This is a genomic window from Arenibacter catalasegens (assembly GCF_002909235.1).
GTDB classification, from domain to species: Bacteria; Bacteroidota; Bacteroidia; order Flavobacteriales; family Flavobacteriaceae; genus Arenibacter; species Arenibacter catalasegens.
The window spans coordinates 42,850-66,409 of the sequence record NZ_PHQQ01000016.1; the positions used below are offsets into that span (position 1 = coordinate 42,850).

At 37.0% G+C, this 23,560-nt stretch carries 21 protein-coding genes and 1 tRNA gene; 14 read left to right on the plus strand and 8 right to left on the minus strand.

Annotation, left to right across the window (positions count from 1 at the left end; genetic code table 11):
* The first annotated feature begins 105 nt into the window (after positions 1–105).
* The 3 genes from CWD90_RS13340 (at position 106) to CWD90_RS13350 (ending at position 4,214) form a co-directional block, all read left to right on the plus strand.
* On the plus strand, positions 106–1,974 hold the full coding sequence (locus CWD90_RS13340) for a M1 family metallopeptidase (RefSeq protein WP_103476569.1): 1,869 nt from the start codon (positions 106–108) through the stop codon (positions 1,972–1,974).
* Between the two features lie 171 nt (positions 1,975–2,145).
* Positions 2,146–2,574, plus strand: a complete 429-nt coding sequence (gene rnpA / locus CWD90_RS13345; protein ID WP_317045729.1) for a ribonuclease P protein component — start codon at positions 2,146–2,148, stop codon at positions 2,572–2,574.
* An 11-nt stretch (positions 2,575–2,585) separates the two neighbouring features.
* Positions 2,586–4,214: a S41 family peptidase gene (locus CWD90_RS13350; protein ID WP_103476570.1), complete on the plus strand. Its 1,629-nt coding sequence runs from the start codon at positions 2,586–2,588 to the stop codon at positions 4,212–4,214.
* A 33-nt stretch (positions 4,215–4,247) separates the two neighbouring features.
* Here the strand turns inward: CWD90_RS13350 and CWD90_RS13355 are convergent, their stop codons facing one another.
* The gene (locus CWD90_RS13355; RefSeq protein WP_103476571.1) at positions 4,248–5,354 is read right to left on the minus strand and encodes an acyltransferase family protein; all 1,107 of its coding nucleotides are present in this window, start codon (positions 5,352–5,354) and stop codon (positions 4,248–4,250) included.
* A 214-nt stretch (positions 5,355–5,568) separates the two neighbouring features.
* Between CWD90_RS13355 and CWD90_RS13360 the strand changes: the two genes are divergently transcribed.
* The 6 genes from CWD90_RS13360 (at position 5,569) to CWD90_RS13385 (ending at position 13,369) form a co-directional block, all read left to right on the plus strand.
* On the plus strand, positions 5,569–6,228 hold the full coding sequence (locus CWD90_RS13360) for an SGNH/GDSL hydrolase family protein (RefSeq protein WP_103476572.1): 660 nt from the start codon (positions 5,569–5,571) through the stop codon (positions 6,226–6,228).
* A 189-nt stretch (positions 6,229–6,417) separates the two neighbouring features.
* The gene (locus tag CWD90_RS13365) at positions 6,418–8,541 is read left to right on the plus strand and encodes an outer membrane protein assembly factor BamB family protein (RefSeq protein ID WP_103476573.1); all 2,124 of its coding nucleotides are present in this window, start codon (positions 6,418–6,420) and stop codon (positions 8,539–8,541) included.
* A 28-nt stretch (positions 8,542–8,569) separates the two neighbouring features.
* The gene (locus CWD90_RS13370) at positions 8,570–9,631 is read left to right on the plus strand and encodes a Gfo/Idh/MocA family protein (protein WP_103476574.1); all 1,062 of its coding nucleotides are present in this window, start codon (positions 8,570–8,572) and stop codon (positions 9,629–9,631) included.
* Between the two features lie 180 nt (positions 9,632–9,811).
* Entirely contained in the window at positions 9,812–10,972 is a 1,161-nt protein-coding gene (gene dgoD, locus CWD90_RS13375) for a galactonate dehydratase (protein WP_103476575.1), read from the plus strand.
* A gap of 44 nt (positions 10,973–11,016) precedes the next feature.
* Positions 11,017–12,339, plus strand: coding sequence for a GntP family permease (locus CWD90_RS13380; protein ID WP_103476576.1), 1,323 nt, complete (start codon positions 11,017–11,019; stop codon positions 12,337–12,339).
* A 1-nt stretch (position 12,340) separates the two neighbouring features.
* Positions 12,341–13,369, plus strand: a complete 1,029-nt coding sequence (locus tag CWD90_RS13385) for an SMP-30/gluconolactonase/LRE family protein (RefSeq protein ID WP_103476577.1) — start codon at positions 12,341–12,343, stop codon at positions 13,367–13,369.
* A gap of 7 nt (positions 13,370–13,376) precedes the next feature.
* On the opposite strand, the gene CWD90_RS23465 is transcribed toward CWD90_RS13385, so the two are convergent.
* Positions 13,377–13,982 carry a C40 family peptidase gene (locus tag CWD90_RS23465; RefSeq protein ID WP_239986517.1) on the minus strand — a complete coding sequence of 202 codons (606 nt, stop codon included), beginning with the start codon at positions 13,980–13,982 and terminating at the stop codon, positions 13,377–13,379.
* Positions 13,983–14,086: 104 nt separating this feature from the next.
* Entirely contained in the window at positions 14,087–14,578 is a 492-nt protein-coding gene (locus CWD90_RS23470; RefSeq protein WP_239986518.1) for an SH3 domain-containing protein, read from the minus strand.
* A gap of 134 nt (positions 14,579–14,712) precedes the next feature.
* On the opposite strand from CWD90_RS23470, the gene dcm reads away from it, so the two are divergent.
* Complete coding sequence (dcm, locus tag CWD90_RS13395) at positions 14,713–15,942, plus strand: DNA (cytosine-5-)-methyltransferase (RefSeq protein ID WP_103476578.1); 1,230 nt, start codon at positions 14,713–14,715, stop codon at positions 15,940–15,942.
* A gap of 200 nt (positions 15,943–16,142) precedes the next feature.
* Positions 16,143–16,517: a hypothetical protein gene (locus CWD90_RS13400; protein WP_103476579.1), complete on the plus strand. Its 375-nt coding sequence runs from the start codon at positions 16,143–16,145 to the stop codon at positions 16,515–16,517.
* Between the two features lie 94 nt (positions 16,518–16,611).
* Here the strand turns inward: CWD90_RS13400 and CWD90_RS13405 are convergent, their stop codons facing one another.
* A complete protein-coding gene (locus tag CWD90_RS13405) occupies positions 16,612–17,052 on the minus strand; it encodes a GNAT family N-acetyltransferase (RefSeq protein WP_103476580.1) in 441 nt (146 codons plus the stop codon).
* 84 nt (positions 17,053–17,136) lie between these two features.
* Positions 17,137–17,568: a ribose 5-phosphate isomerase B gene (gene rpiB, locus CWD90_RS13410; protein ID WP_103476581.1), complete on the minus strand. Its 432-nt coding sequence runs from the start codon at positions 17,566–17,568 to the stop codon at positions 17,137–17,139.
* Between the two features lie 657 nt (positions 17,569–18,225).
* Between rpiB and rnr the strand changes: the two genes are divergently transcribed.
* From rnr to CWD90_RS13425, 3 genes are all read left to right on the plus strand, one after another.
* Positions 18,226–20,415, plus strand: coding sequence for a ribonuclease R (gene rnr, locus CWD90_RS13415; protein ID WP_103476582.1), 2,190 nt, complete (start codon positions 18,226–18,228; stop codon positions 20,413–20,415).
* 155 nt (positions 20,416–20,570) lie between these two features.
* Complete coding sequence (locus CWD90_RS13420) at positions 20,571–21,254, plus strand: head GIN domain-containing protein (protein WP_103476583.1); 684 nt, start codon at positions 20,571–20,573, stop codon at positions 21,252–21,254.
* Between the two features lie 13 nt (positions 21,255–21,267).
* Positions 21,268–21,933, plus strand: coding sequence for a LysE family translocator (locus CWD90_RS13425; protein WP_103476584.1), 666 nt, complete (start codon positions 21,268–21,270; stop codon positions 21,931–21,933).
* A gap of 69 nt (positions 21,934–22,002) precedes the next feature.
* Here CWD90_RS13425 and CWD90_RS13430 read toward each other — a convergent pair.
* From CWD90_RS13430 to CWD90_RS13440, 3 genes are all read right to left on the minus strand, one after another.
* Positions 22,003–22,073, minus strand: a tRNA-Cys gene (locus CWD90_RS13430).
* 42 nt (positions 22,074–22,115) lie between these two features.
* Positions 22,116–22,481: a dihydroneopterin aldolase gene (gene folB / locus CWD90_RS13435; RefSeq protein ID WP_103476585.1), complete on the minus strand. Its 366-nt coding sequence runs from the start codon at positions 22,479–22,481 to the stop codon at positions 22,116–22,118.
* Between the two features lie 123 nt (positions 22,482–22,604).
* On the minus strand, positions 22,605–23,555 hold the full coding sequence (locus tag CWD90_RS13440; protein WP_103476586.1) for a PorP/SprF family type IX secretion system membrane protein: 951 nt from the start codon (positions 23,553–23,555) through the stop codon (positions 22,605–22,607).
* Between the last annotated feature and the right edge of the window lie 5 nt (positions 23,556–23,560).

Below are 23,560 nucleotides of genomic sequence, written 5' to 3' on the forward strand. Positions count from 1 at the left end.
AGTAGGATTGTTTTGGTCATCTAAAGAGAATGATTTAAATTTTTAAATTGGGGAACGCAGCCCTTATCCACGTTCTCCATTTTATTATTAAATAGGTTTAAACATATGAAATATAATAGAGGACTTTTTATAGGTTTAGTCGTTGCGATTCTAAGCTTAACAGCTACATTAGAAGCACAAAACAATACCACTTATTGGCAGCAACATGTAGATTATGCCATGGAAGTAGAGGTGGACGTTAAAAATTATCATTACAAGGGGACCCAAAAATTGATCTATACCAATAACTCACCAGATGAACTAAGCCGGGTCTATTATCATCTTTTTTTCAATGCCTTTCAACCTGGCAGTGAAATGGACATGCGTTTACAAAGTATTTCCGATCCTGACGGTAGAATGATGGAGGAAGGCAAAAGCAGAATAGCAAGCCTTACCCAAGAAGAAATAGGTTTTCTAAGGGTTTCTTCCCTTACTCAGGACAACCAAGCGGTTTCCTATTTGGAAGAGGGTACTGTTTTGGTTGTTGAATTAAATAAACCTATTCCTGCAGGCGGAAAAACTACCTTTGAAATGACCTTTAATGGACAAATACCACTGCAAATAAGACGAGCCGGTAGAAACAGCAGTGAAGGTGTGGCCCTATCCATGAGCCAGTGGTACCCAAAAATGGCTGAGTACGACTTTGAAGGCTGGCATGCCGATCCCTATATAGCGCGTGAATTTCATGGGGTTTGGGGCAATTTTGATGTAAAGCTAACCTTGGACAAAAAATATGTAGTTGGTGGAACAGGATATTTACAAAATGCCCAAGAAATAGGCCATGGGTATGAATCTCCTGGGTCAAAAGTAAAAAAGACCAAAGGAAAAACACTTACATGGCACTTTAAAGCTCCAATGGTCCACGATTTTATGTGGGCCGCAGACCCTGACTACCTTCACGACACCTTGCAGGTGGAAAATGGCCCAATGCTTCATTTTTTCTATAAGAATGATAAGGAAATCTTAGAAAATTGGAAAAAACTTCAGCCTAAAACGGCTGAGGCTATGAAATTTTTTAATAAAAATATTGGCGATTATCCATATGAACAATACTCGATAATACAAGGTGGTGATGGAGGCATGGAATATGCCATGAGTACCCTGATTACTGGAGGCAGAAACTTTGGAAGCCTAGTAGGCGTTATGGTTCACGAAATGGCCCATTCCTGGTTTCAGCATGTACTGGCAAGCAACGAATCCAAACATGAATGGATGGATGAAGGTTTTACCACCTTTATCTCCACCTTAGGTATGGACCAAATCATGGACCAAAAAAAGGATAACCCCTTTGAAAGTTCCTATCAAGGATACTACAATTTGGTGGCTTCCGGTAAAGAACAACCCCAAACTACCCATGCAGATAGATATGAGCTAAATTTTGCCTATGGTGTCGCAGCCTATAGCAAAGGGGCTATCTTCTTATCACAATTGGGCTATATCATAGGCCAGGATAAGCTTATGGAGACCCTAAGAAAATATTACCAAGACTTTAAATTTAAACACCCTACGCCAAACGACATAAAAAGAACCGCTGAAAAAGTATCCGGTATGGAATTGGACTGGTACCTTACCGATTGGACCCAAACAACCAACACCATAGACTACGGCATTAAGACCGTGGAGGCAGAAGGGCAAAAAACAAAAGTAAACATGGAACGTATTGGTCTTATGCCGATGCCTATAGATATATTGGTGCTTTTTAATGATGGTACTCAAGAAACGTATTATGCGCCCTTGCGTATGATGTATGGTGAAAAAGAGAACCCTTATTCCAATTTAAAAAGAACTGTATTGCCAGATTGGCCTTGGGCGAATACCAGCTATGACTTTGTCTTGGACAAACCGCTAAGTGCCATTAAAGCAATTGTTTTGGACCCATCCCAATTAATGGCCGATGTAGATCCGGAAAACAATGTTTGGCAAGAGGCCCCTTAGTCCTTAAAAAAGTGTTGATCACCCATTGGGTCCTAGTTATTTATATAATAGGAATGGGTTGTCCCCTTAAGGAGACCCCAAGCGTGTTTAGAATTAGAATCTTGCGAAAAAACAAAATTATTCCTTCTGAACCCTAAATAGTATCTTTATCCAATAAACAATCACTCTAGGTTGCCCCCACAAGGGGACAATATTATTATGACCAACAGCGACAATCCAAATTTTAGCTTCCCAAAAAAAGAAAAGCTAAAAAGCAAAAAACTTATTGAGAAGTTGTTTGCCGAAGGGGTTGGTGTTACCAATTATCCCATAAAACTTGTTTACCTAAAAACCAGTTATGAAGACGATGCCAAATGCAAGGTAGGGGTAACCGTTTCCAAAAGAAATTTCAAAAGTGCCGTAAAAAGAAATCGTATTAAACGATTGATGCGCGAAAGCTATCGGCTGAACAAGCATCTTATTTTTAACAACATAGAGAGCAACTTTGCGTTTATGTTTTTATACCTTGGTAAGGAGATCCCTTCGCAATCTAAAATAACAAACACTATTATTCCTCTGATGCGAAAATTTGTTGATGAAATTGCCAAGGGTAGTAAATAAATTATGAACTAATGAAAGAGATTTTTAAAAAGAGGGTGTTAATTCCCATTATCGCCGTTGCCTTATTGATTGCCGGAAGTAGCTTTAAGGGCGATTTTTTTGAAATTGCCAAACAGATAGAAATTTTTACTACCCTGTTCAAGGAATTGAACATGAACTATGTGGATGAAACCAATCCTGCAGAACTAATGGATACGGCCATTAAAAACATGCTGGAAGAGCTTGATCCCTATACTAAATTCCTTAACGAACAAGATGTAGAATCCTTTAAAATAAACAATGCCGGAGAATATTCAGGAATTGGATCTATTGTTCGAAGTTATAAAGATAAAATTGTTATTGTTGAGCCTTATAAAGGCTACCCGGCAGATAAGGCCGGACTTAAAGCAGGGGACGAAATTATTAAGATCGGGGATATTGCCATATCTGACGTTAAGGATGATGCAGACGAACTTTTAAAGGGTGCCAACAACACAAGTGTAGCTATTACCTATGTTAGACAGGGAGAAACCAAATCTACCACAGTGAATAGAGAATCCATAGAAGTAGACGCTGTTCCATATTATAAGATGATCAGCGAGGATACGGGTTATATTGTTCTTTTAAAATTTAATAAGAAAGCTACGGAACAAACAAAAAAAGCACTCCTAGATCTAAAAAATGATGGCGCCAAAAAAATTATTCTGGACCTGAGGGATAATCCGGGAGGCCTATTGAGCGAAGCCATAAATGTAACCAATCTTTTTATCCCAAAAGGAGAACTTGTGGTTACTACCAAGTCCAAAGTAAAGAAATTCAATAGGGAATATAAAACTACAAATCAAGCTGTGGATACTGAAATACCACTGGCAGTCCTTGTAAATGGCAGAAGTGCCTCGGCCAGCGAAATTGTCTCGGGCAGTCTTCAGGATTTGGACCGTGCCGTTATAGTAGGTGCAAGAAGCTTTGGCAAGGGATTGGTACAACGTCCTTTAAAACTTACTTATGGTACCCAATTAAAAGTAACCATCTCCAGATATTATACGGCATCCGGTAGGTGTATTCAATCTTTAGACTATTGGAATAGGGATGAGAATGGAAACGCAGTTAAAAATACCCAATTCAGGGATTTCAAAACCAAAAATGGCCGTAAAGTACAAGATGGGGGTGGGGTTTTACCCGATATAGAAATCGCTGCAGCCAAAACAAATACCCTAACCCAAGCCCTGTTATCTGGCAACGTAATTTTTGATTACGCCACCGATTATTATTATAATAACACGTTGGAAAAGGTTTTGGATTTCAACTTTAATGATGATGATTTTTCATCATTTAAGAATTATGTTTCAAAAAGTAGTTTTGACTTTGAAACCAAAGCCGAAAAAGCGCTAAAGGAAGCGATGGCAGGTGAGGACAGCTCCCTATATAATAATTCGGTTACCGAGAAGTATAAATCGCTATTGTTAGAAATGGACAAAAGCAAGATTTTGGCCTTGGATAAATATAAAGCGGAAATACAAAAGAATTTAGAGGATGAGATTCTTAAGCGTTATTTCTATAGGGATGGACTTTATGACTATCATCTACAAAATGACGAAGCCATAATGACAGCCACTGTTTTGTTAAACGATAATAGCAAGTATACGGATATCCTAAAATAATCCACTATCGGCAAGCTTAATAATCCTTGGTCCCTAAATCTTAAAATATACCTTCCTTTGATCCAAAAAGTAGGTTATATACCAAAACATAAAAAGGACAAAAAAGGAATTTATCACCAATATTAATCCTTCCTGCATCCCTAAAGGAGCCAATATTCCTTCTGTAAAAATCAACCCAAAACCTCTAAACCACTGTGACCCCACTGTTTCAGCAAACAAATAAATAAATATTGAATTTGTCCCAACTACAGAAAAAATCTTCAACCAATTACTTTTATGATCTTTAATGTCTATCCACCAATAGAATAATGCCAAGGCCAGCAGTGCCCATCCGCCTGATGCTAAAGTAAATGAGGAAGTTGCAATCCTTTTAATTATTGGTGTTATCCCTAGAAGATCCATCCCATAACCCATCACAAGTAAAGCTGCTCCCCACATTAATATGGGACTTAACTTTTCCTTGGCCGATTTATTGGAAAGCAACAATTGGCCACAAATCACACCCATTATCGTATGGACCGCGGTGGGTAGGAAATTTATGAAAACCCAGCCTCCATCGTTAATTTTTCCCATAACCAACATATCTATCCAAGATCCAAAACTTTGTCCTTGATTATAAGGATCTTGTGGGTTATAAACTCGATAAAGAATTTCGGTAAGAATTAATATTCCAAGACAAATTATAATCTGGGTACGATGCGGAAGATTCATAATCGCATAGGCTATAAGGATGGTAAAAGCCAATTGGACCAAAACGTTCCATAACTCCCACACCAATGCATGGCTATATACGCAGTGCAACAATACTCCAAAACTAAATAGCAATAAACATCTTCTCAAAATATGTTTAGTGGCGGCCTTTCTGCTTCCAGTAGCCAAACGCTTTCTCAATGAAAATGGCATCGCCACCCCTACTATAAACATAAAAAAGGGCTGAATAAGGTCCCAAAACCGCAATCCGTTCCAAGGATGGTGATGTAACTGCTCTGCCACAGGATGCAAAAAGGCATTATTTTCAGTATAATCCCCAAAACTTCCGTGAAAGCCTGCAGCCTCTGCAATGAGTAAAAACATAGTTAATCCGCGAAATACGTCTAGGGAAAATAACCTCTTGGTAAGGTTGGTAGATTCGTTAGTCATCTTATAATTGGTTGGTTATTTGGCAAGAACAATGTAGTGATTTTCTTTAGACCTTCATAAAGAATTATAAACATGGGCAAATTGTTCTATCCCCACCTAAAAATACAAGCTGCCTATTTATTGGCTCTAACCATAAAGTTACGGCATTATAGTAATGCCACCATGCCCCTTCTAAATTTTTTTAAGTAATTTTCCCTTTCGAAAAATCATTCCAATGAAAAACAAGGTTCTCCTTCTAATTGCCTTAAGTATTTTTCTTTGTCTAGGCTACAAGCCAAAAGAGCCTAAAATACTGATCATAGGAGACTCCATTTCTTTAGGATATTTTCCTAAAGTTAAAGAAGCCCTGGCCTCAAAGGCAATAGTATTGCACAATCCTGGAAATGCACAACATACTGGAACGGGATTGGAAAAAATTGAGACTTGGGTAGGTCAGGAGGATTGGGATATTATTCAATTTAATTGGGGGTTATGGGATCTTTGTTACCGACACCCAGATTCTAAAGTCTATGGGAATAGAGATAAAATTAACGGCACTATAACCTATGATCTTCAAACCTATGGACAAAATCTGGAAGAATTGGTCAGTTTCCTTAAGTCCAATACCTCTGCAAAATTAATCTATGTAACAACTACCTATGTCCCTATTAATGAAGCTGGCAGAAATGCTGCCGATGTTGACAAATACAATGCCGTTGCAAAATCAATAATGAAAAAAAATGGCGTTATTATCAACGACATTTATAAAAAATCTATTGCAATTCATCATAAAAATGGCTTGGGAGATAAAGATGTCCACTATAGCAAGGAGGGATATGTAGATCTTAGTAAACTAATTGTTCCTGTCCTTAAAAAAACAATGAAAAAATTATAGCTCAAACAGACCAAAAGAAAAAAGTATTTTATTTATAAAACCTAAATAGCTTACCCCCTACCTCCATATTTTAACCAATACAAAATTGAACCGTCCTATCTATAAACAATTAAAAGTATTTAGAACAACTGAAAAATAAGACCTATGTTCTCTAAAAATTAATTAATTTAAGCGATAAAACCACCACAAATGTCGCTTCCAACTGCCAAACATTTATCACTCTTAACTATAGCGGCAATTTGTTTATTAGGTTGCAAGGATGTTACTACTACCAATACGGATTACGGTAAGTATACCACTTGGAAATCCTATTTAGGTGGGTCGGACCGTAACCACTATTCCGTCCTTTCACAAATAACTCCAGAAAATGTTACCCAACTTAAGGTCGCCTGGACCTATTCGGCCCCTGACAGTGGTCAAATGCAAATGAATCCCATTGTAGTGGACTCTATTTTATACGGGGTTACGGCAGCATTACGGGCAGTGGCCCTGGACGCCCGAACTGGAATAGAAATCTGGCAATTTGGCGATTCATTAAACCAGGAGAATTCCACCAGCCGAGGTGTAGCGTATTGGAAAAAAAATGAAGATGAACGTATTCTGTTTACCCAAGGGGCCCATCTTTTTGCTTTAAATGCCAGTACGGGCAAACCTATTTATTCATTTGGAACACAAGGAAAAATTGACCTTCACTCCGGATTGCCATCAAATGCAAAGGATAAATTTGTAGTATCCAATACTCCAGGAACGGTTTACAAGGATTTAATTGTTATGCCCATTAGACTCTCTGAAGGTCGAGGAGCAGCTCCAGGAGATATAATGGCATTTAATGTATTAACCGGTACCCTGGTATGGGCCTTCCATACCATACCTTATCCCGGTGAACCTGGTAATGAAACATGGGAAGACCCCAATACCTATAAAAGCGAGATAGTAGGTGCCGCCAACAACTGGGCCGGTATGGCCTTGGATGAAGCAACTGGAATCCTTTATGTACCAACAGGATCTGCAGCTCCTGATTTTTATGGTGGCGAAAGGAAAGGAAGTAACCTTTATGCCAATTCTTTATTGGCTTTGGATGCCCAATCAGGAAAACTTCTTTGGCATTATCAATTTACCCACCACGACTTATGGGATAGAGATCCTTCGGCACCGCCCAACCTGATAACAATTTCTAGGGAAGGGAAAAAGATTCTGGCGGTGGCCCAAGTAACCAAACAGGGCTATGTGTTTCTTTTCGATAGGGCAACGGGAACCCCATTGTTCGATATTGAAGAGATCTCCGTACCCGCCTCTACTTTGGATGGTGAAGAAACATGGGAAACCCAACCATTTCCAACAAAACCCAGACCTTTTGCAAGACAGTCCAATCTCTTGACCGAAAAAGACCTAAGTCCGTATGCCGAAAACAGGGAAGAATTACTGACCCAATTCAATGAAGCGGACAAAAGAATCTATGCTCCTCCGGGTTTAGATCCAGTTCTCCTATTGCCTGGTTATGACGGGGCTGCGGAATGGGGCGGTGCTGCCGCCGATCCCGAAGAAGGGATTTTGTACGTAAACTCCAATGAAATGGCCTGGTTCCTTCAAATGGAAAAAGACTCCTTGGATGCAAGCCTACCTTTAGGAGAATATACCTATAATAAATATTGCGTGGTATGTCATCAAAAAGACCGCAAAGGTAATGTGGCAAGTGGATATCCATCCCTCGTAAACCTAAGATCAACTCATAAAAAAAACGCCGTTGCCTTGACTATTGAAATGGGAAAAGGAATGATGACCGGATTTCCACAGATTAAAAAAGCGGAAATGGACGCTTTGCTGCAATTCTTGTATGGAGAAGAAATAGTACAAAATGTGATTAAAAAGGAGGCAAAACCTATAGAAACAATATATAAACATACAGGATATAAGAAATTCTTGGACAGTAAAGGGCTTCCTGCCATTTCCCCTCCTTGGGGCACATTACATGCTATAGACCTTAATACTGGCGATTACCTCTGGTCTATTACTTTTGGAGAAACTTTGACACTAAAAGAAAAAGGATTTCCACAGACAGGTTCAGAAAATTATGGCGGGGCCGTAGTGACTAAAAACGGACTATTGTTTATTGGGGCCACGAAAGATGGATATTTTAGAGCTTTTAATAAAAATAGCGGTAAGTTACTATGGGAATATAAACTCCCAGCCGCAGCATTTGCTACTCCTGCCATGTATGAAGTAAACGGCAAGCAGTACATTGCCATTGCATGTGGTGGTGAAAAATTAGGAACCGAAAAAGGAAACCAAATTATTGCTTTTGCCTTGGAATAAAAATTAAGAAACTATATAAATTAGGAATATGAAAAAATTAAAAACCCTTGTAGTAGGGTGCGGAAATATGGGAATCTCCCATGCAAGAGCCTATCACAAACTTCCTGAATTTGATATTGTGGGCCTTGTAAGTCGTACGCCCCAAAGTAGGGAGAAATTATCCCAGGAATTGGATGGCTTGCCCACCTTTGATAATTTTGATACCGCTTTGAGGGAATCCAAACCAGATGTAGTATCTATTAACACCTATCCCGACACCCATGCCGACTATGTTAGAAAAAGTTTACTTGCAGGAGCCCATGTTTTTGTTGAGAAACCCCTTGCCCTTACCGTTAAAGAGGCGGAAGAATTAGTGGCTTTGGCCAAGGCAAAAAACAGGAAAATGGTAGTAGGCTATATTCTTAGGGTACATCCTTCTTGGACCAAATTTGTTGAAATTGCCCGTACCCTTGGTAAACCGTTGGTAATGCGCATGAACTTAAACCAACAAAGTTCTGGTGATAAGTGGTATACCCATAAACAACTAATGAATTCAATGTCGCCCATAGTAGATTGTGGCGTTCATTATGTAGATGTTATGTGTTTAATGACCCAATCTACACCCATTAGTGTCAGTGCCATTGGAGCTAATTTAACCAATGAAATTGATTCCAAGATGTATAATTACGGTCAATTACAGGTGCGCTTTAAAGATGGTTCTGTTGGGTGGTACGAGGCCGGCTGGGGACCTATGATGAGTGAAACAGCCGTTTTTATCAAGGATGTTATTGGCCCAAAAGGAGCGGTATCCATAGCAGACAAACCAGAAGACAATTCACAGGATATAGAAGGACATACAAAAACTGGAAGCCTAAAAATTCACTATAGCGAATTGGATAAGGTAGGAAATTTTATTAAAAAGGATGATCATATTACCACGGAAGAAGAACCTGATCATGATGGACTTTGCTTACTGGAACAGCAATATTTATTAAATGCTATTGTAAACGATCAAGATCTTTCATCCCATTTATTGGATGCCATTAGTAGCCTGAAAATTGTATTGGCAGCCGATGAGTCGGTAAGGACAGGACTAACTGTTATACTTTAGATTGATATGTTGAAAAACTCTGATATTCTAAATATTCATAACAATTAGTTATATTTAATTTCTTAATACTTTTAATATCATAGACTTATGAAAATCATGTGTCGGATTAACTACAACCACTATAAATAAATACGATTTTTAGAACAACCTAGAAGGGGTTAAAGAAATTGTAAAAACATTATGAAGGAACAACTTATTATTGAAAAAATTGAACTTTTTAAAGTCCCTCCAAGATGGCTTTTTGTTAAGATAACCACTAGAGAAGGGATTATTGGTTGGGGTGAACCGGTGGTGGAAGGAAAAGCCGATACAGTAGCCGCCTGCGTAATGGAACTTCAACAATACCTCATCGGAAGGTCGGCATCAAATATTGAAGACATATGGCAAGTCCTCTATCGTGGTGGGTTTTACAGGGGTGGTCCCATCCTGATGAGTGCTCTTTCAGGAATAGATCAAGCACTTTGGGACATAAAAGGTAAGTTTCTAGGGGTTCCCGTTTACGATTTATTGGGAGGTGCTGTGCGACATAAAATGAAAATGTACTGCTGGATAGGCGGCGATCATCCCGAAGTGCTATTGGAACAAGCCCATGAGAAAGTAAAGGCAGGTTTTAAAGCAGTAAAAATGAATGCTACAGGGGGAATGGACTGGATATCTACTTTAAAGGATGTAAAACAAGTGGCAAACAACATTCGTTTGTTAAGGGAGGAATTTGGAACCGATCTGGACATAGGACTGGATTTTCATGGGCGCGTCCACAAAGGCATGGTTAAGCGACTCATAGATGAACTTTCGCCCTATGAACCCATGTTTATTGAAGAACCGGTACTTAGCGAAAATAATGATGCCTTAAAACATATTTATCCGTACACCAGTATACCCATTGCCACTGGGGAGCGTATGTTTTCCCGTTGGGATTTTAAAAAAATTCTGGAAGAAGGTGTGGTAGACATTATTCAACCAGATCTTAGCCACGCCGGAGGAATTTCCGAGGTAAGGAGAATAGCCACTATGGCAGAAGCCTATGATGTGGCCTTGGCTCCACATTGCCCTTTAGGCCCCATATCTTTAGCTTCCGCATTACATATCGATTTTGTCTCAGCTAATGCCTTTATTCAAGAAAATAGCATAGGAATTCATTACAATCAGGGCTTTGATCTATTGGACTATGTACTGAATCCTGAAATTTTTGATATCAAGGATGGGTATATTAACTTATTTCAAAAACCCGGATTGGGTGTTGAATTGAATGAAGAGAAATTAAGGGAAGGCCAAAAAATCGGACATAATTGGTCCAACCCAATATGGCGGGGCCCTGATGGAAACTTTACCGAGTGGTAAGTATATCTATAATTGAATAATACCAACAACCAACCAAAAACACCATGACTTACCTTATCGCCTTAATACTTTCCCTTACCCTATTGATAGTAGGCATCATCAAATTTAAAGTGCATCCTTTTTTTGTGCTTCTTTTTTCAGCCATCGCTTACGGATTTATGACAGGAATGGACATTGAAGCCATTATTAATTCAATCAATAATGGATTTGGGGATATAATGGGCAAAATAGGCTTAATAATTTTATTTGGTGTTACCATTGGCAAGGTCCTGGAAAAATCGGGCGGAGCATTTGTTATAGCCTCAAAAATTTTAAAAGTTATTGGAGCTAAATCCATTCATTTGGCCATGCTACTTACAGGATATATCCTTTCCATTCCCGTATTTGCGGATAGCGCCCTTCTCATCATGAACCCTTTGAACAAGGTACTCTCACATAAAGCTGGGGTATCCTTTGCAGGTACCACCGCGGCCCTGGCATTAGGTTTAACCGCTTCGCATACCATGGTGCCACCTACCCCTGGACCCATTGCCGCTGCAGGTATTTTGGGGGCCGATTTAGGGAGTGTAATGATTTGGGGCTTGCTGATCAGTAGTATTTCCTTAATTCCATGTTATTTCTTTGCTACTAAATTCGCCTCCCGCATTCATGTTCCTATAATCCTGGAGGCAGTGACAACCAAACAGGAACAACCGGCCCTTTGGAAATCTTTATTGGCCATTGTAATTCCCATTCTGCTGATTATTTTTAAATCGGTCATGGATTATCCAGAGTTTACTTTTCAACCTTCGATTTTTAAAACGATTATTTCCTTTTTAGGTACTCCTGTAATTGCGCTTTTGGTAGGGGTGTTATTGTCCCTGGTATTGCCTAAAAAATTGGACGAAAAGATATTCTCTTCTACTGGTTGGTTTGGAGAATCGTTAAGGGAGGCCGCTCCAATTATCTTTATCACTGGAGCCGGTGGTGTTTTTGGAAAGATGTTGCAAAATTCAGGAATTGCCGATACCATTACCTCAGAATTTACGGGTATGCAATTGGGTTTGTTCCTGCCTTTTCTTTTGGCTGCCTGTCTAAAGACCACTCAGGGATCATCCACAGTGGCATTGGTAACCACCGCCTCCATAATAGCCCCATTAATGCCCGCATTAGGTCTTAGCGAGCCTTTTATGGCTACCATGACCGTCTTGGCCATTGGTGCTGGAGCTTCAGTAGTATCTCACGTAAATGACAGTTTCTTTTGGGTACTTACCCAACTTACCGGAATGAATGTAAAACAAGGCTATCAGATCCAATCTGCCGGAACTTTTGTCCTAGGTGTCACGGCAATGACCGTTATCACTATAATCGTTAAAATAATGACTTAAAATGAATAAAATAACATGTGCTATCATAAGCTCCGTTCTTCTCTTGGGGTCTTGTAAAGAAGTGAGCAAAAAATCAATGCCAGCAGAAGATATTTCTTCTTCATTTTCAATAGAAATACTTGATGATGAAGCGTTGCAGATTATTGACCCAAAATCTAAAATTGAGATACTTGCTAGCGGCTTTGCCTGGACCGAAGGACCACTATGGATAAAAGAAGGCAACTATTTATTGTTTTCGGACATCCCAAATAATAAGGTCTACAAGCTAGATCCAAAAAATAATGATACGGTTACCTACCTATATTCCTCAGGGTTTTCGGGTACCGAGTTTACAGGAGACGAACCTGGCTCCAATGGTCTCTTGTTAAATGGGGAAGGCGAATTAGTGCTTATGCAACATGGTAATCGACAGGTAGCCAAAATGAATGCACCCATTGATGCTCCCAAGCCTGACTTTACTGCCCTAGTTTCTTCATATATGGGCAAGAAATTAAATAGCCCAAATGATGGAACTTTCGATGAAAAAGGCAACCTCTATTTTACCGACCCCCCTTATGGGCTGCCAAAAAGAATGGGTGACCCCAATAAGGAGTTAAATTTTCAAGGTATTTATTGCTTAATGACTTCAGGAGAATTAATGTTATTGGACTCCCTTTCCCGCCCTAACGGAATTGGAATATCGGCTGATGGTAAGACGCTTTATGTTGCAAATTCTGACGAGGAACACGCAGCTTGGTATCAATATAAGATTGTGGAACCAGGAAAGCTAAGCGATAAAAAGCTATTTCATGAGGTAACTGATCTTATAGGGAAAAAAGGGCAACAGGGACTGCCAGACGGATTAAAAACAAATAGCAAGGGAATCTTATTTGCTACAGGTCCAGGCGGTATTTGGATATTTAATCCCATGGGGAAGGCATTGGCAAGAATCCATACAGGTCAGGCCACAGCCAATTGTGCTTTTGATTCAGAAGAAAAAAGACTCTACATTACAGCAGATGACTATATTTTGGGAGTAAACTTAAAATAATCCTGCACTAGTCCTTAAAAACTGGTGTTATGGCTAGCTCTATTAAACCGTCCTTAGCTTCCTTGAGATATCGATTGGAGCGCAAATACCTATTTAAATTATATTCGTCATAATTTGTGGCATTTTTGTCCATACTGCTAATATGCACTCTTCCCGCAGAATGGATAAACTCATTGTTCCCTATCCACATACCCACATGAATTACACGTTCTTTAGTAGTTTCGGTTGCCGGTTTTCCAAAAAATAATAGGTCTCCTGGAACCAGCTTATCAAAATCCTTCTCAGCATCTACCTCCTTACCAGTGTGTATTTGTTGAGAAGCGTCTCTAGGTAGAACAATTCCGTTTAAAAAATATATTGTTTTTGTGAATCCACTACAATCTACCCCTTTGGTGGAAGTACCGCCCCATAAATAGGGAACGCCCATTAAGGTTTTGGAAGTATTCACCAAAGATTCCTGACTAGGGTCCAAAGCTGCCAACCAAATATCATAATCCAGAGCTTCATGTTTATCAATATAAGCCTTTCTTCCATCTGGGTAACCCACAAAATAGAACTCCCCTTCTTCTCCAATACGTTCCAATACACCTCCAGCTACCATATCGGAAACCACTTGTACTTCCTTATCAGGTTTAGAGTAAGAATGTCCGATAGTATTGGTGTAAATTACTTTTGATGTAGATTTCCAAGATTTAAACCTCTCACTGGAAAGTACTTCTATCCCTCCCCATCTACCCAGGATAAATATTTATCCGGAGTTTGAATCAGGTACCAATCATCCTCTATCTTCAATATTTTTACAGGCGTTCCCAAGGTGGCCTGGGTAACCAATTCGGACGAGTGTGCAGGTTTAGCCCGTAAATTGGCCACAGAAATTGTAATAAGGCCTTGGGTAGACCCATTTATATAGGGTGCAGGTAATAATTGAATACTATCTATAAAGTCGATTTTATTTTCTACCAGCTTTTCTTTGAAAGCAACAACAGCTTTAGGAAGGTTAGACTCCCCCTTCAAGATAGTTTCGTTCCCGATTTTAAGAACTTCCACATTAAAAAGGGCTACCCTTTTATCCGGAGCAAATTCTTGTTTTATTTCTTCATACAAAGTATTGATAATAAGCTCTCCTTCGTCAACTCCGGGTCCACAAGAAAAGAATAGAAAAACACCTGTAATCAATAAAAAAAGCCTTCCCTTTTGGCAGTAATTCATGTAAACTATTTTAGGATTGTGAAACGAAAATTATTTTGGAATCTGGAAAATTATAAAAATTTAAGGATAGAGGGCCACTACAAGAGCAAAAATTAAATTTATAAGCTATTTTTTGTCTAATTTTAAGCACTACAATGACGAAAAAATTAAAAACCATAGAATTATTTGCCGGAGTTGGTGGCTTCCGATTAGGATTGGAAAAAACGAAAAACTACGATATAATATGGTCCAACCAATGGGAGCCATCTACAAAAATACAACACGCTTCCTTAGTATATGAACATAATTTTGGTAATGAAAACCATACTAATAAAGATATATCGGAAGTTCTTGTTTCTGAAATCCCGGATCACGATATTTTGGTGGGCGGGTTTCCCTGCCAAGACTATTCCGTAGCCACATCCCTAAAAAACTCCAAAGGTCTTATAGGAAAGAAAGGAGTGCTATGGTGGAGTATACATAACATTTTAAAAGAAAAACAAAACAAGCCAAAATACCTCTTTTTAGAAAATGTAGATCGATTGTTAAAATCGCCCTCAAACCAAAGAGGGAGGGACTTCGCTGTAATGTTAAAAAGTTTGGACGAGTTAGGCTATGCTGTGGAATGGCGTGTTATAAATGCTGCAGATTATGGAATGCCACAGCGTAGGCGACGAGTATTTATTTTGGCTTATCATAAATCAACAGCAATCTATAAATCTCTTAAACTATTGGATCCATTAACGTGGCTCATTAAAAATGGAACTATTGCCCAGTCCTTTCCGGTTAATGAATTATCTTCTCAAATAACCAATCTATCCTTAGATAGTGATTTGGTTACTATTTCCAATAATTTCAATTTGGATGAAAAGCTATCACCATTTCAAAATACAGGAATCTCAATTGATGGCACTGTAACCACCACCAAGACCACTGCCAATTATAATGGATCAAGAACAACCCTAGGTGATATTCTTCATAATGGTGAAATAACAGATAACTTTATTATTCCTCCGGAGGATATACACAAATGGGAGTATCTAAAGGGTGCTAAAAAAGAATTACGCCAGGCCAAAAACGGATTTCAATACCAGTATGGAGAAGGAAAAATGGTATTTCCAGATAATCTCGACAATGCTTCAAGAACTATAATAACAGGTGAAGGTGGAAAAAGTCCCTCGCGTTTTAAACATGTAGTTCAAACCCAAAAAGGGTTGAGAAGATTAACGCCTGTGGAATTGGAGCGCTTAAATATGTTTCCCGACAATCATACCAAACTACAAGGAATAAGTGATACCAAACGTGCTTTTTTTATGGGAAATGCCCTCGTTGTGGGCGTTATTGAGCAAATAGGCAAAACGCTCTTTCAAAAAATTAACCTATAAACCACATAAATATAATTTCTAATTGGAATTAAAAGTTATATCCTATTGTCAGAAATTAAATTTCTGCACAACACCAAGATGCACTAATACTAGCAGTACTTTACTCTACGATTCCATTTATTTTGTTAAACTCCACTTAAATAACTGTTAATCAGCGTATTTATTTGCTTTTTATCGATTTTTTTTCGTAAATTACAACTATGATAAAAATTGAAAAGTCAGCTAACGAGGAGTTCATAAAGAAATCCATTTCCCATTTGGAAGCGCACGGTTTTGAGAAAATCAAGGCGGATTTAGAAGGTTATGATTGTCCAAAATCTTATTTAAAAAAAGGTAGCGACACCAAAATTACTCCCGATATAGTGGCTTTAAAAAATGGTAAAAAATACTATTTTGAAATCAGTTTAAAATCAGATAGGCCATTATTGTTAAAATCCAAATGGTTGTTTTTGGATACTCTAAGCCGAATGAATTCTAATCGCTTTAAAATTATAACTACCAAAGGGCACTATAAATTTACGGATAGTATGTTGGAGGATATAAATTTAAGTGACAAAACACCCATTAAAATTTAAAAAGGCATCGTTAAACCATATTTTAAAAAGAGCTGTATATACAGCTCTTTTTTTTTTGAATATTGTAAAATGAATCACGGGAAATAAATAAAAACTATTCCTTTATCATTGCAACATGGGGAATGCCATCTTCTAAATATTCCTTCCCAATTAATTTAAAACCTAAAGAAGTATAAAATTTAGTCAAGTACTTTTGAGCTGAAATATGTATAGCGGTCGGTCCAAAAGTTTTATTTATAATCTCAATTGAAGCCTGCATAATTTGTACACCAAACCCATACTGCCTTTCGGATTTTCTTACCGTTACCCTACCTATACTCGCTTCTTTAAAATAGTCTCCAGCCTTAAAGACCCTAGTATATGCTACAATTTTTTTGTTTTTATACCCAATTATGTGAAGGGCCTTTACATCTTTTCCGTCCAAATCTTGGTAAACACAATCCTGTTCCACAACAAAAACTTCACTTCTTAGTTGTAAAATATCATATAGTTCCTGAGTCGAAAGTTCATGGAACTTTTTTATTTCTACCTTCATAAATTAATCCAATAAAGCAATTTTAAAAGTGTAAAACTTGTAGATATGTGTTATAAAGCAGGTGCTATCAAATTAGCAATTTCTTTACTTACATGGAATTTTCTCTATTCTTCTTTCATGCCGACCACCTTCAAAGGAAGTATTCAAAAATGTTTTTACCATTTCCAACGCTTGCGGTAATGAAATAAATCTAGCAGGTAAGCTTAGTATATTAGCATCATTGTGTTCTTTGGCCAACTGTACAATCTCGGTTGTCCAACATAATGCCGCCCTAATTTTCTGATGCTTGTTTGCGGTCATAGAAACTCCGTTGCCACTTCCACAAATTATAATTCCCAAATCTACATTCCCCTCCTCTACTTCATTAGCTACTGGATGTACAAAATCAGCATAATCAACACTATCAGTGCCATCTGTACCATGATTTATTACTTCTATGCCCATAGATTTCAATAATCCAATTATGGCAAGTTTATACTCTGTTCCAGCATGATCATTACCTATGGCTATTTTCATTGTTTTAGGTTCTTTATTAATAAAAAAAGTAATATAATATGTATATGAAATAAGTACTCATACACACACAAATGTACAAATACCTATGGTTTCACCACAGAAACTAGGTTATTAACAACATAAATTTTATAAAATAAGAAAACCGTTGTTATTTAGTAGTTTAAGGATAATGGCTTATTGTTAACAAACTACTTATAAAAAGTAAATATTAAATTTTTATTATCCGCTTTAATTTTGCTTTACAAAATGTTATTCTAAATGAATAATTTACTTCTTAGAATCTAATAGAAAGATATCAAATAATTAAACGAAGTAATTAACATTCCCATTACATTAACTTTTCAATAATTTTATGTTGATATAGGTTGTCAACAAATATTAATAACCCATTTAAGTCATTGATTTAGAATATTTACTTGTTGTATAAATTGTCAATAAACTTATTTAATGGTTCAAAGCAAATTAAATGGTACTTTTTTATAGCTACTATAAACACACCATTATAATCACCATTTTATTTAAATTTAAGAAAAAAGAAAACATATATATATAATAGATGTTCATAACAACATTTATTATTAAAGAAGATGGAAACTAAAAATTGGAAATTAAGGACAATGGATTATAATTCGTAATTTTCCAAAAATTAAAGTGTTAATGTCAAAGAATAATAATAGAAACAAAAATCAAAGAAAAAACGAAATAACCAGAGGTATATTCACTGTTCTTGAAAAGGAACCAGAGAAATCTTTTAACTATAAGCAAATTGCTGCTAAAATTGGTGTAGTAGATGCCAATGATAGGAACACTCTTATTCAAAGACTGGTAGAATTAAAGGAAAAGAAACGAATTTTGGAGGAGGAAAGAGGTGCTTATAAGGCTATAGCGGCAAATAAGACCTACCATACCGGAACAGTAGATATCACAGGTAGGGGAAATGCGTACATAATAGTGGAAGGTTTGGACGATGATGTCTTTGTTCCGTTTAATAAGTTAAAGAAGGCTTTCCATAAAGATGTAGTAGAAGTATATATTTTTCCTAGAAGAAAAGGAAAAAAATTGGAAGGTGAAATTACTAAGATAGTATCAAGAAATAAGATGGCCTTTGTTGGTATTATGGATATGCAAAAAGATTTTGCTTTTGTACGCCCAACGGATTACAGAATGTATACTGATATTTTTGTAGCTAAAAATAAAATTTCAACTGCTGAGGATGGAGATAAAGTAATTGTAGAAATTAATGAATGGCCAGATAATGCGGATTCCCCTTTTGGGACTATAACCCAAGTATTGGGGAAACCTGGAGAGCACAATACAGAAATACATTCTATTTTGGCACAATATGGGCTTCCATATGAATTTCCAACGGAGGTTGAAATGTATGCAAATACTCTGGATACCAGTATTAAAGAAGAAGAAATAGCGAAGAGAAGAGATCTTAGGGATACGTTAACGTTTACTATTGATCCAAAGGACGCGAAGGATTTTGATGATGCCCTTTCTTTTAAGATATTAGAAAATGGTAATTATGAGATTGGCATTCATATAGCGGATGTTTCCCATTATTTGGAAACAGGTACTATCTTGGATGATGAAGCCTATGACAGGGCAACCTCTGTTTATTTAGTAGATAGAGTGGTACCCATGTTACCGGAGGTATTATCAAATAATGTCTGTTCACTACGTCCTAATGAGGAGAAATATACTTTTTCTGCCATTTTCGAAATTGATGATAATGCAATCATAAAAGAGGAGTGGTTTGGACGTACTGTAATTAATTCGGATGAACGATTTGCTTATGAGGAAGCTCAGCACATTATTGAGACAGGTAATGGCGCAATTCCCCAGGAATTATCTATTAGAGAAAGTGCTTATACCGTTGGTGAGGAGGTAGTTAATGCCACTTTGACAATGGACCGTCTTGCAAAAATAATGCGTGATAAACGTATGGAGCAAGGGGCTATATCCTTTGATAAAATTGAGGTACGTTTTAATCTTAATGATAAAATGGAACCTGAAGGAGTTTATTTTAAGGAATCCAAGGATGCTAATAAACTAATTGAAGAATTTATGTTGTTGGCCAACAGGAAAGTAGCCCGTTATATAGGTACACAAAAACCCGTAAAAACTTTTGTTTATAGGGTTCATGATGAACCTAATGAGGATAAATTAATGGCACTTAATGGGATTATTTCTCGTTTTGGACATCAATTAAATTTTAAGGACAAAAAATCAATAAGTGATTCCCTAAATCAGCTTTTGGAGGATGTAAAAGGGAAAAAGGAACAAAATTTGGTAGATACTTTGGCCATTCGTAGTATGAGCAAGGCAATTTATACCGTGGATAATATTGGCCATTATGGATTGGCTTTTGATTATTATACGCATTTTACCTCTCCTATTAGAAGGTATCCGGATGTTATGGTACATAGACTGTTACAACATTATTTGGACGGTGGCGAAAGTCCAAAGGCAGAATCCTATGAAGAAAAATGCAAGCATTCCTCTGATATGGAAAGTTTGGCAGCAAATGCTGAACGGGATTCTATTAAATATATGCAGATTAAATTTATGGAAGATCACCAGGACCAGGAGTTTGTAGGTGTAATTTCTGGGGTTACCGAATGGGGTCTGTATGTTGAAATTATAGAGAATAAATGTGAAGGAATGATAAGGATAAGGGATATAAAAGATGATTATTATACCTTTGATGAAAAGGAATACGCAATTGTTGGGGAAAGAACCAAGAAATCTTATCAATTGGGTGATGAGGTTGTAGTGATGGTTAAGAGTACTGATTTAATTAAGCGGCATTTGGATTTTTCCTTAATTGGAAAAAACGACTAAATTTTTGTTTTGGAATGGAATTTGTTTAACTAATTGAGTTAGCTCGATAAAGTTGGAAGAATTGTTACTGGGACATGAATATGTGTTACGGAATTTATCCGGAAAGAATGTTTTTGGGTTAAAAGTATTAATCTAAAAACTATAGCTCTAAAATAATGGATCAAAAATTAATAGTGATGCTTTTGTTTGTTATTGCGACCCATTCATTAAGGTCGCAAAACGAAAAGGTAACTCAAAATTTACAGCCATTTAAAGAAGTTAAAGCCTTTGATGGTTTGTCTGTGAACCTAATAAAATCAGACGTTAACAAGGCTGTAATTACTGGTGCGAATACGAGTAATGTAGCCATTGTTAATAATGATGGTGTTCTAAAGATTCGTATGGAAGTTAATAAGCTATTTAGTGGCTATAGAACTTTTGTGGATTTGCATTATACCGAAAAAATTGTTGTAATAGATACTAATGAAGATGCTAGAATTACTTCTAAAGAGTCAATAAGGCAAGATATTCTGGAACTTAAAGCACAAGAAGGTGGAGAGTTGATTATTAGTGCCCAAGTAGACCAAATGCTTATAAAAAGTGTTACAGGGGGTATTATTTCTGCTTCTGGCACCTCTAACATTCAGGACGTACAGATAAATACTGGAGGAATTTATAAGGGAAAGGATTTTAAAACTAAATTCAGCACTATTAATGTAAATGCTGGCTCTAGGGCGGAGGTATTTGCTACAGACTATGTAAAAGCGGCCGTAAAAGCGGGTGGAGAGGTTATGGTTTATGGAAATCCTGCTAAAATGGAAGAGAAAACAATTTTTGGTGGTAAGATAACGAGAATGTAAGTAAAGCAAGTTTATGATAGAAGACATACAGGCAGCAATTCCATTGGGCTTTTTATTAAGCTTTATGATTGGACCTGTTTTTTTTGTACTTCTTGAGACTAGTGCAATTAAAGGGTTTAGGGCGGCCTTATGTTTTGATTTCGGTGTTATTGTTGCCGATATTATTTTTATTTCTTTAGCCTATTTTAGTAGTTTTCAATTATTGGAAAATCTTAGTAATCATCCAGGACTTTATGTTTTTGGAGGGACTATTTTATTAGTTTATGGCCTTACCAATGTTTTTAAGAAAGAATCCCATAAACAGGAAACGAAAATTAGGATTACTAAGGGGGACTACCTTAGTTTGTGCGTTAAGGGATTCTTATTGAATTTTATAAATATAGGGGTACTTGTATTTTGGCTGGGTATTATAATTGTGGTAGGGCCTAGTTTGGATAATGATTCTAATAGAATTATAATTTTCTTTGCCGCTATGATCGGGGCTTATTTTGTTACTGATATCTTTAAAATATTATTAGCTAAACAATTAAGGAGAAAACTAACTATAAGACGAATACTTTTGGTAAAAAAAGGACTAGGAATAATTCTGGTTGTTTGTGGGTTGGTCTTGATTATTAAAGGGTTTCTTCCTAAAGATCAATTGAATATAGAAAAGGGGATAGAGCTTATCAGGGAGTAAGCAGATGTTTTTTTCTACATGGACATTGTTTAAAACAAAAAACCTTCACCAATTAAGATGAAGGTTTAGAGGCATCGAGCGGATTCGAACCGCTGTACAAGCTTTTGCAGAGCTCTGCCTAGCCACTCGGCCACAATGCCATTTTGCTGTGCAAAGGTAATACTTTTTTTAAGTTTCAAAAACTAAAATCCTGATCTTTTAGATTTAAGTATTATGGTTACTTCCTGTACATCTCCACCAATGGGAGGATTCATTTTGGATACGGCAACTTTTACTTTTGTTGCTATGGATATTTCTTCAAAGATTCTATGGAGAATACGCTGAGCTACATGTTCTAATAGTTTTGAAGGAATTGACATTTCTTCCTTAACTATTTGGTTTATGTGCACATAATCAACAGTTTCATTAAGATTATCGGTTTGGGATGCCTTTTTTAAATTCGCATCTACCTCAACATTTACTAGATAATCACTGCCAATAATGGTCTCTTCTTTAAGACAACCATGATTGGCATAAACTTTTATGTTGCTAACCTTTATTTTTCCCACAGTACTGATAATTTGTGTAAAATTAGATTAATCTAATCGTAAAAGAATAGAAATTATGTAAATTTTAAAGGGTGGGATCAGTCTTTGGTCTGAGTATCTTATGTATTTATTTAAGTCGAAATTTTAATAGGTACATCTACAATTACTTATTCCTTGGAATAGGTCTACCCCAATAGTTACAACATGGGTACCTGTACTATAACCTAATATTTCGTTTAGAATTATCTGATAGGAATATCCAAAATAGAAATTATTTTTTTTAAGTCCGGCTAAGGGAGCTATATATAAGGGCCTTCCAATTTGGTCATTTAAGAAACGGTAAGTAATACCTGCATAATAGTAATCCTCAAAATCATACCATCTGAATTTCAGGTTTAAATCGGCCTCCGATCTACCATCACTTTCAAATATTTTGTATAAAATAGAGGGTTCTATTTCCATATTGCTGTTTCTGGACTTTTTGTATCTGTATCCTGAATAAACATAGAAGTTTCTAAGTTTACTGGGCTCATAGATAGGATCGAATATGTACACATCCTTGTTAATAACGTTAGACGCATTTACACTGAAATAAAAGGCATTTTTTCGGTACAAAAGTCCAACATCAAAATTATGGTTGGATGTGGACCTGTCATTGGTAACTCCGGGATCAAAACCTGCATCTACAAATTTTTGAACATCCAATCTAAATTGGTTAAAATTATAAGATATACCAAAGGATAAAAACTCGTCCTCATAACGATCTAATGTTAAATGGTGTGCGAAGGAAATCCGTGATCCCTGTTGTTTTGTATAACCGTTGGAGTCGTTGTATAGAAAGACACCTAGCCCTGATTTCTCCCCTATCCTCATATCTGCGGCCAGGGATTGGGTTCTAGGTGCGTCCTTTATTCCAACCCATTGTGCAAGTCCGTTCAACCTAATTTTCACGTGATCGCCAATACCGGCGTAAGTTGGAGATAACACAAAAGGATTATCTGCCAAATATTGTGAAAGTTGGGGCGAATTAAGTTCTTGTGCACTAGTGGCCAGGGTACTTAAAAGCAACACAAAGATTAATAGTTTACTGCGCATTGTAT

Excerpts from the sequence above, each read along its gene's own strand:
- CWD90_RS13340 (WP_103476569.1), top strand. The coding sequence starts at position 106 with ATGAAATATAATAGAGGACTTTTTATAGGTTTAGTCGTTGCGATTCTA.
- CWD90_RS13350 (WP_103476570.1), top strand. The coding sequence starts at position 2,586 with ATGAAAGAGATTTTTAAAAAGAGGGTGTTAATTCCCATTATCGCCGTT.
- CWD90_RS13355 (WP_103476571.1), bottom strand. The coding sequence starts at position 5,354 with ATGACTAACGAATCTACCAACCTTACCAAGAGGTTATTTTCCCTAGAC.
- CWD90_RS13360 (WP_103476572.1), top strand. The coding sequence starts at position 5,569 with ATGAAAAACAAGGTTCTCCTTCTAATTGCCTTAAGTATTTTTCTTTGT.
- CWD90_RS13365 (WP_103476573.1), top strand. The coding sequence starts at position 6,418 with ATGTCGCTTCCAACTGCCAAACATTTATCACTCTTAACTATAGCGGCA.
- CWD90_RS13370 (WP_103476574.1), top strand. The coding sequence starts at position 8,570 with ATGAAAAAATTAAAAACCCTTGTAGTAGGGTGCGGAAATATGGGAATC.
- dgoD (WP_103476575.1), top strand. The coding sequence starts at position 9,812 with ATGAAGGAACAACTTATTATTGAAAAAATTGAACTTTTTAAAGTCCCT.
- CWD90_RS13380 (WP_103476576.1), top strand. The coding sequence starts at position 11,017 with ATGACTTACCTTATCGCCTTAATACTTTCCCTTACCCTATTGATAGTA.
- CWD90_RS13385 (WP_103476577.1), top strand. The coding sequence starts at position 12,341 with ATGAATAAAATAACATGTGCTATCATAAGCTCCGTTCTTCTCTTGGGG.
- CWD90_RS23470 (WP_239986518.1), bottom strand. The coding sequence starts at position 14,578 with ATGAATTACTGCCAAAAGGGAAGGCTTTTTTTATTGATTACAGGTGTT.
- dcm (WP_103476578.1), top strand. The coding sequence starts at position 14,713 with ATGACGAAAAAATTAAAAACCATAGAATTATTTGCCGGAGTTGGTGGC.
- CWD90_RS13400 (WP_103476579.1), top strand. The coding sequence starts at position 16,143 with ATGATAAAAATTGAAAAGTCAGCTAACGAGGAGTTCATAAAGAAATCC.
- CWD90_RS13405 (WP_103476580.1), bottom strand. The coding sequence starts at position 17,052 with ATGAAGGTAGAAATAAAAAAGTTCCATGAACTTTCGACTCAGGAACTA.
- rpiB (WP_103476581.1), bottom strand. The coding sequence starts at position 17,568 with ATGAAAATAGCCATAGGTAATGATCATGCTGGAACAGAGTATAAACTT.
- rnr (WP_103476582.1), top strand. The coding sequence starts at position 18,226 with ATGTCAAAGAATAATAATAGAAACAAAAATCAAAGAAAAAACGAAATA.
- CWD90_RS13420 (WP_103476583.1), top strand. The coding sequence starts at position 20,571 with ATGGATCAAAAATTAATAGTGATGCTTTTGTTTGTTATTGCGACCCAT.
- CWD90_RS13425 (WP_103476584.1), top strand. The coding sequence starts at position 21,268 with ATGATAGAAGACATACAGGCAGCAATTCCATTGGGCTTTTTATTAAGC.
- CWD90_RS13440 (WP_103476586.1), bottom strand. The coding sequence starts at position 23,555 with ATGCGCAGTAAACTATTAATCTTTGTGTTGCTTTTAAGTACCCTGGCC.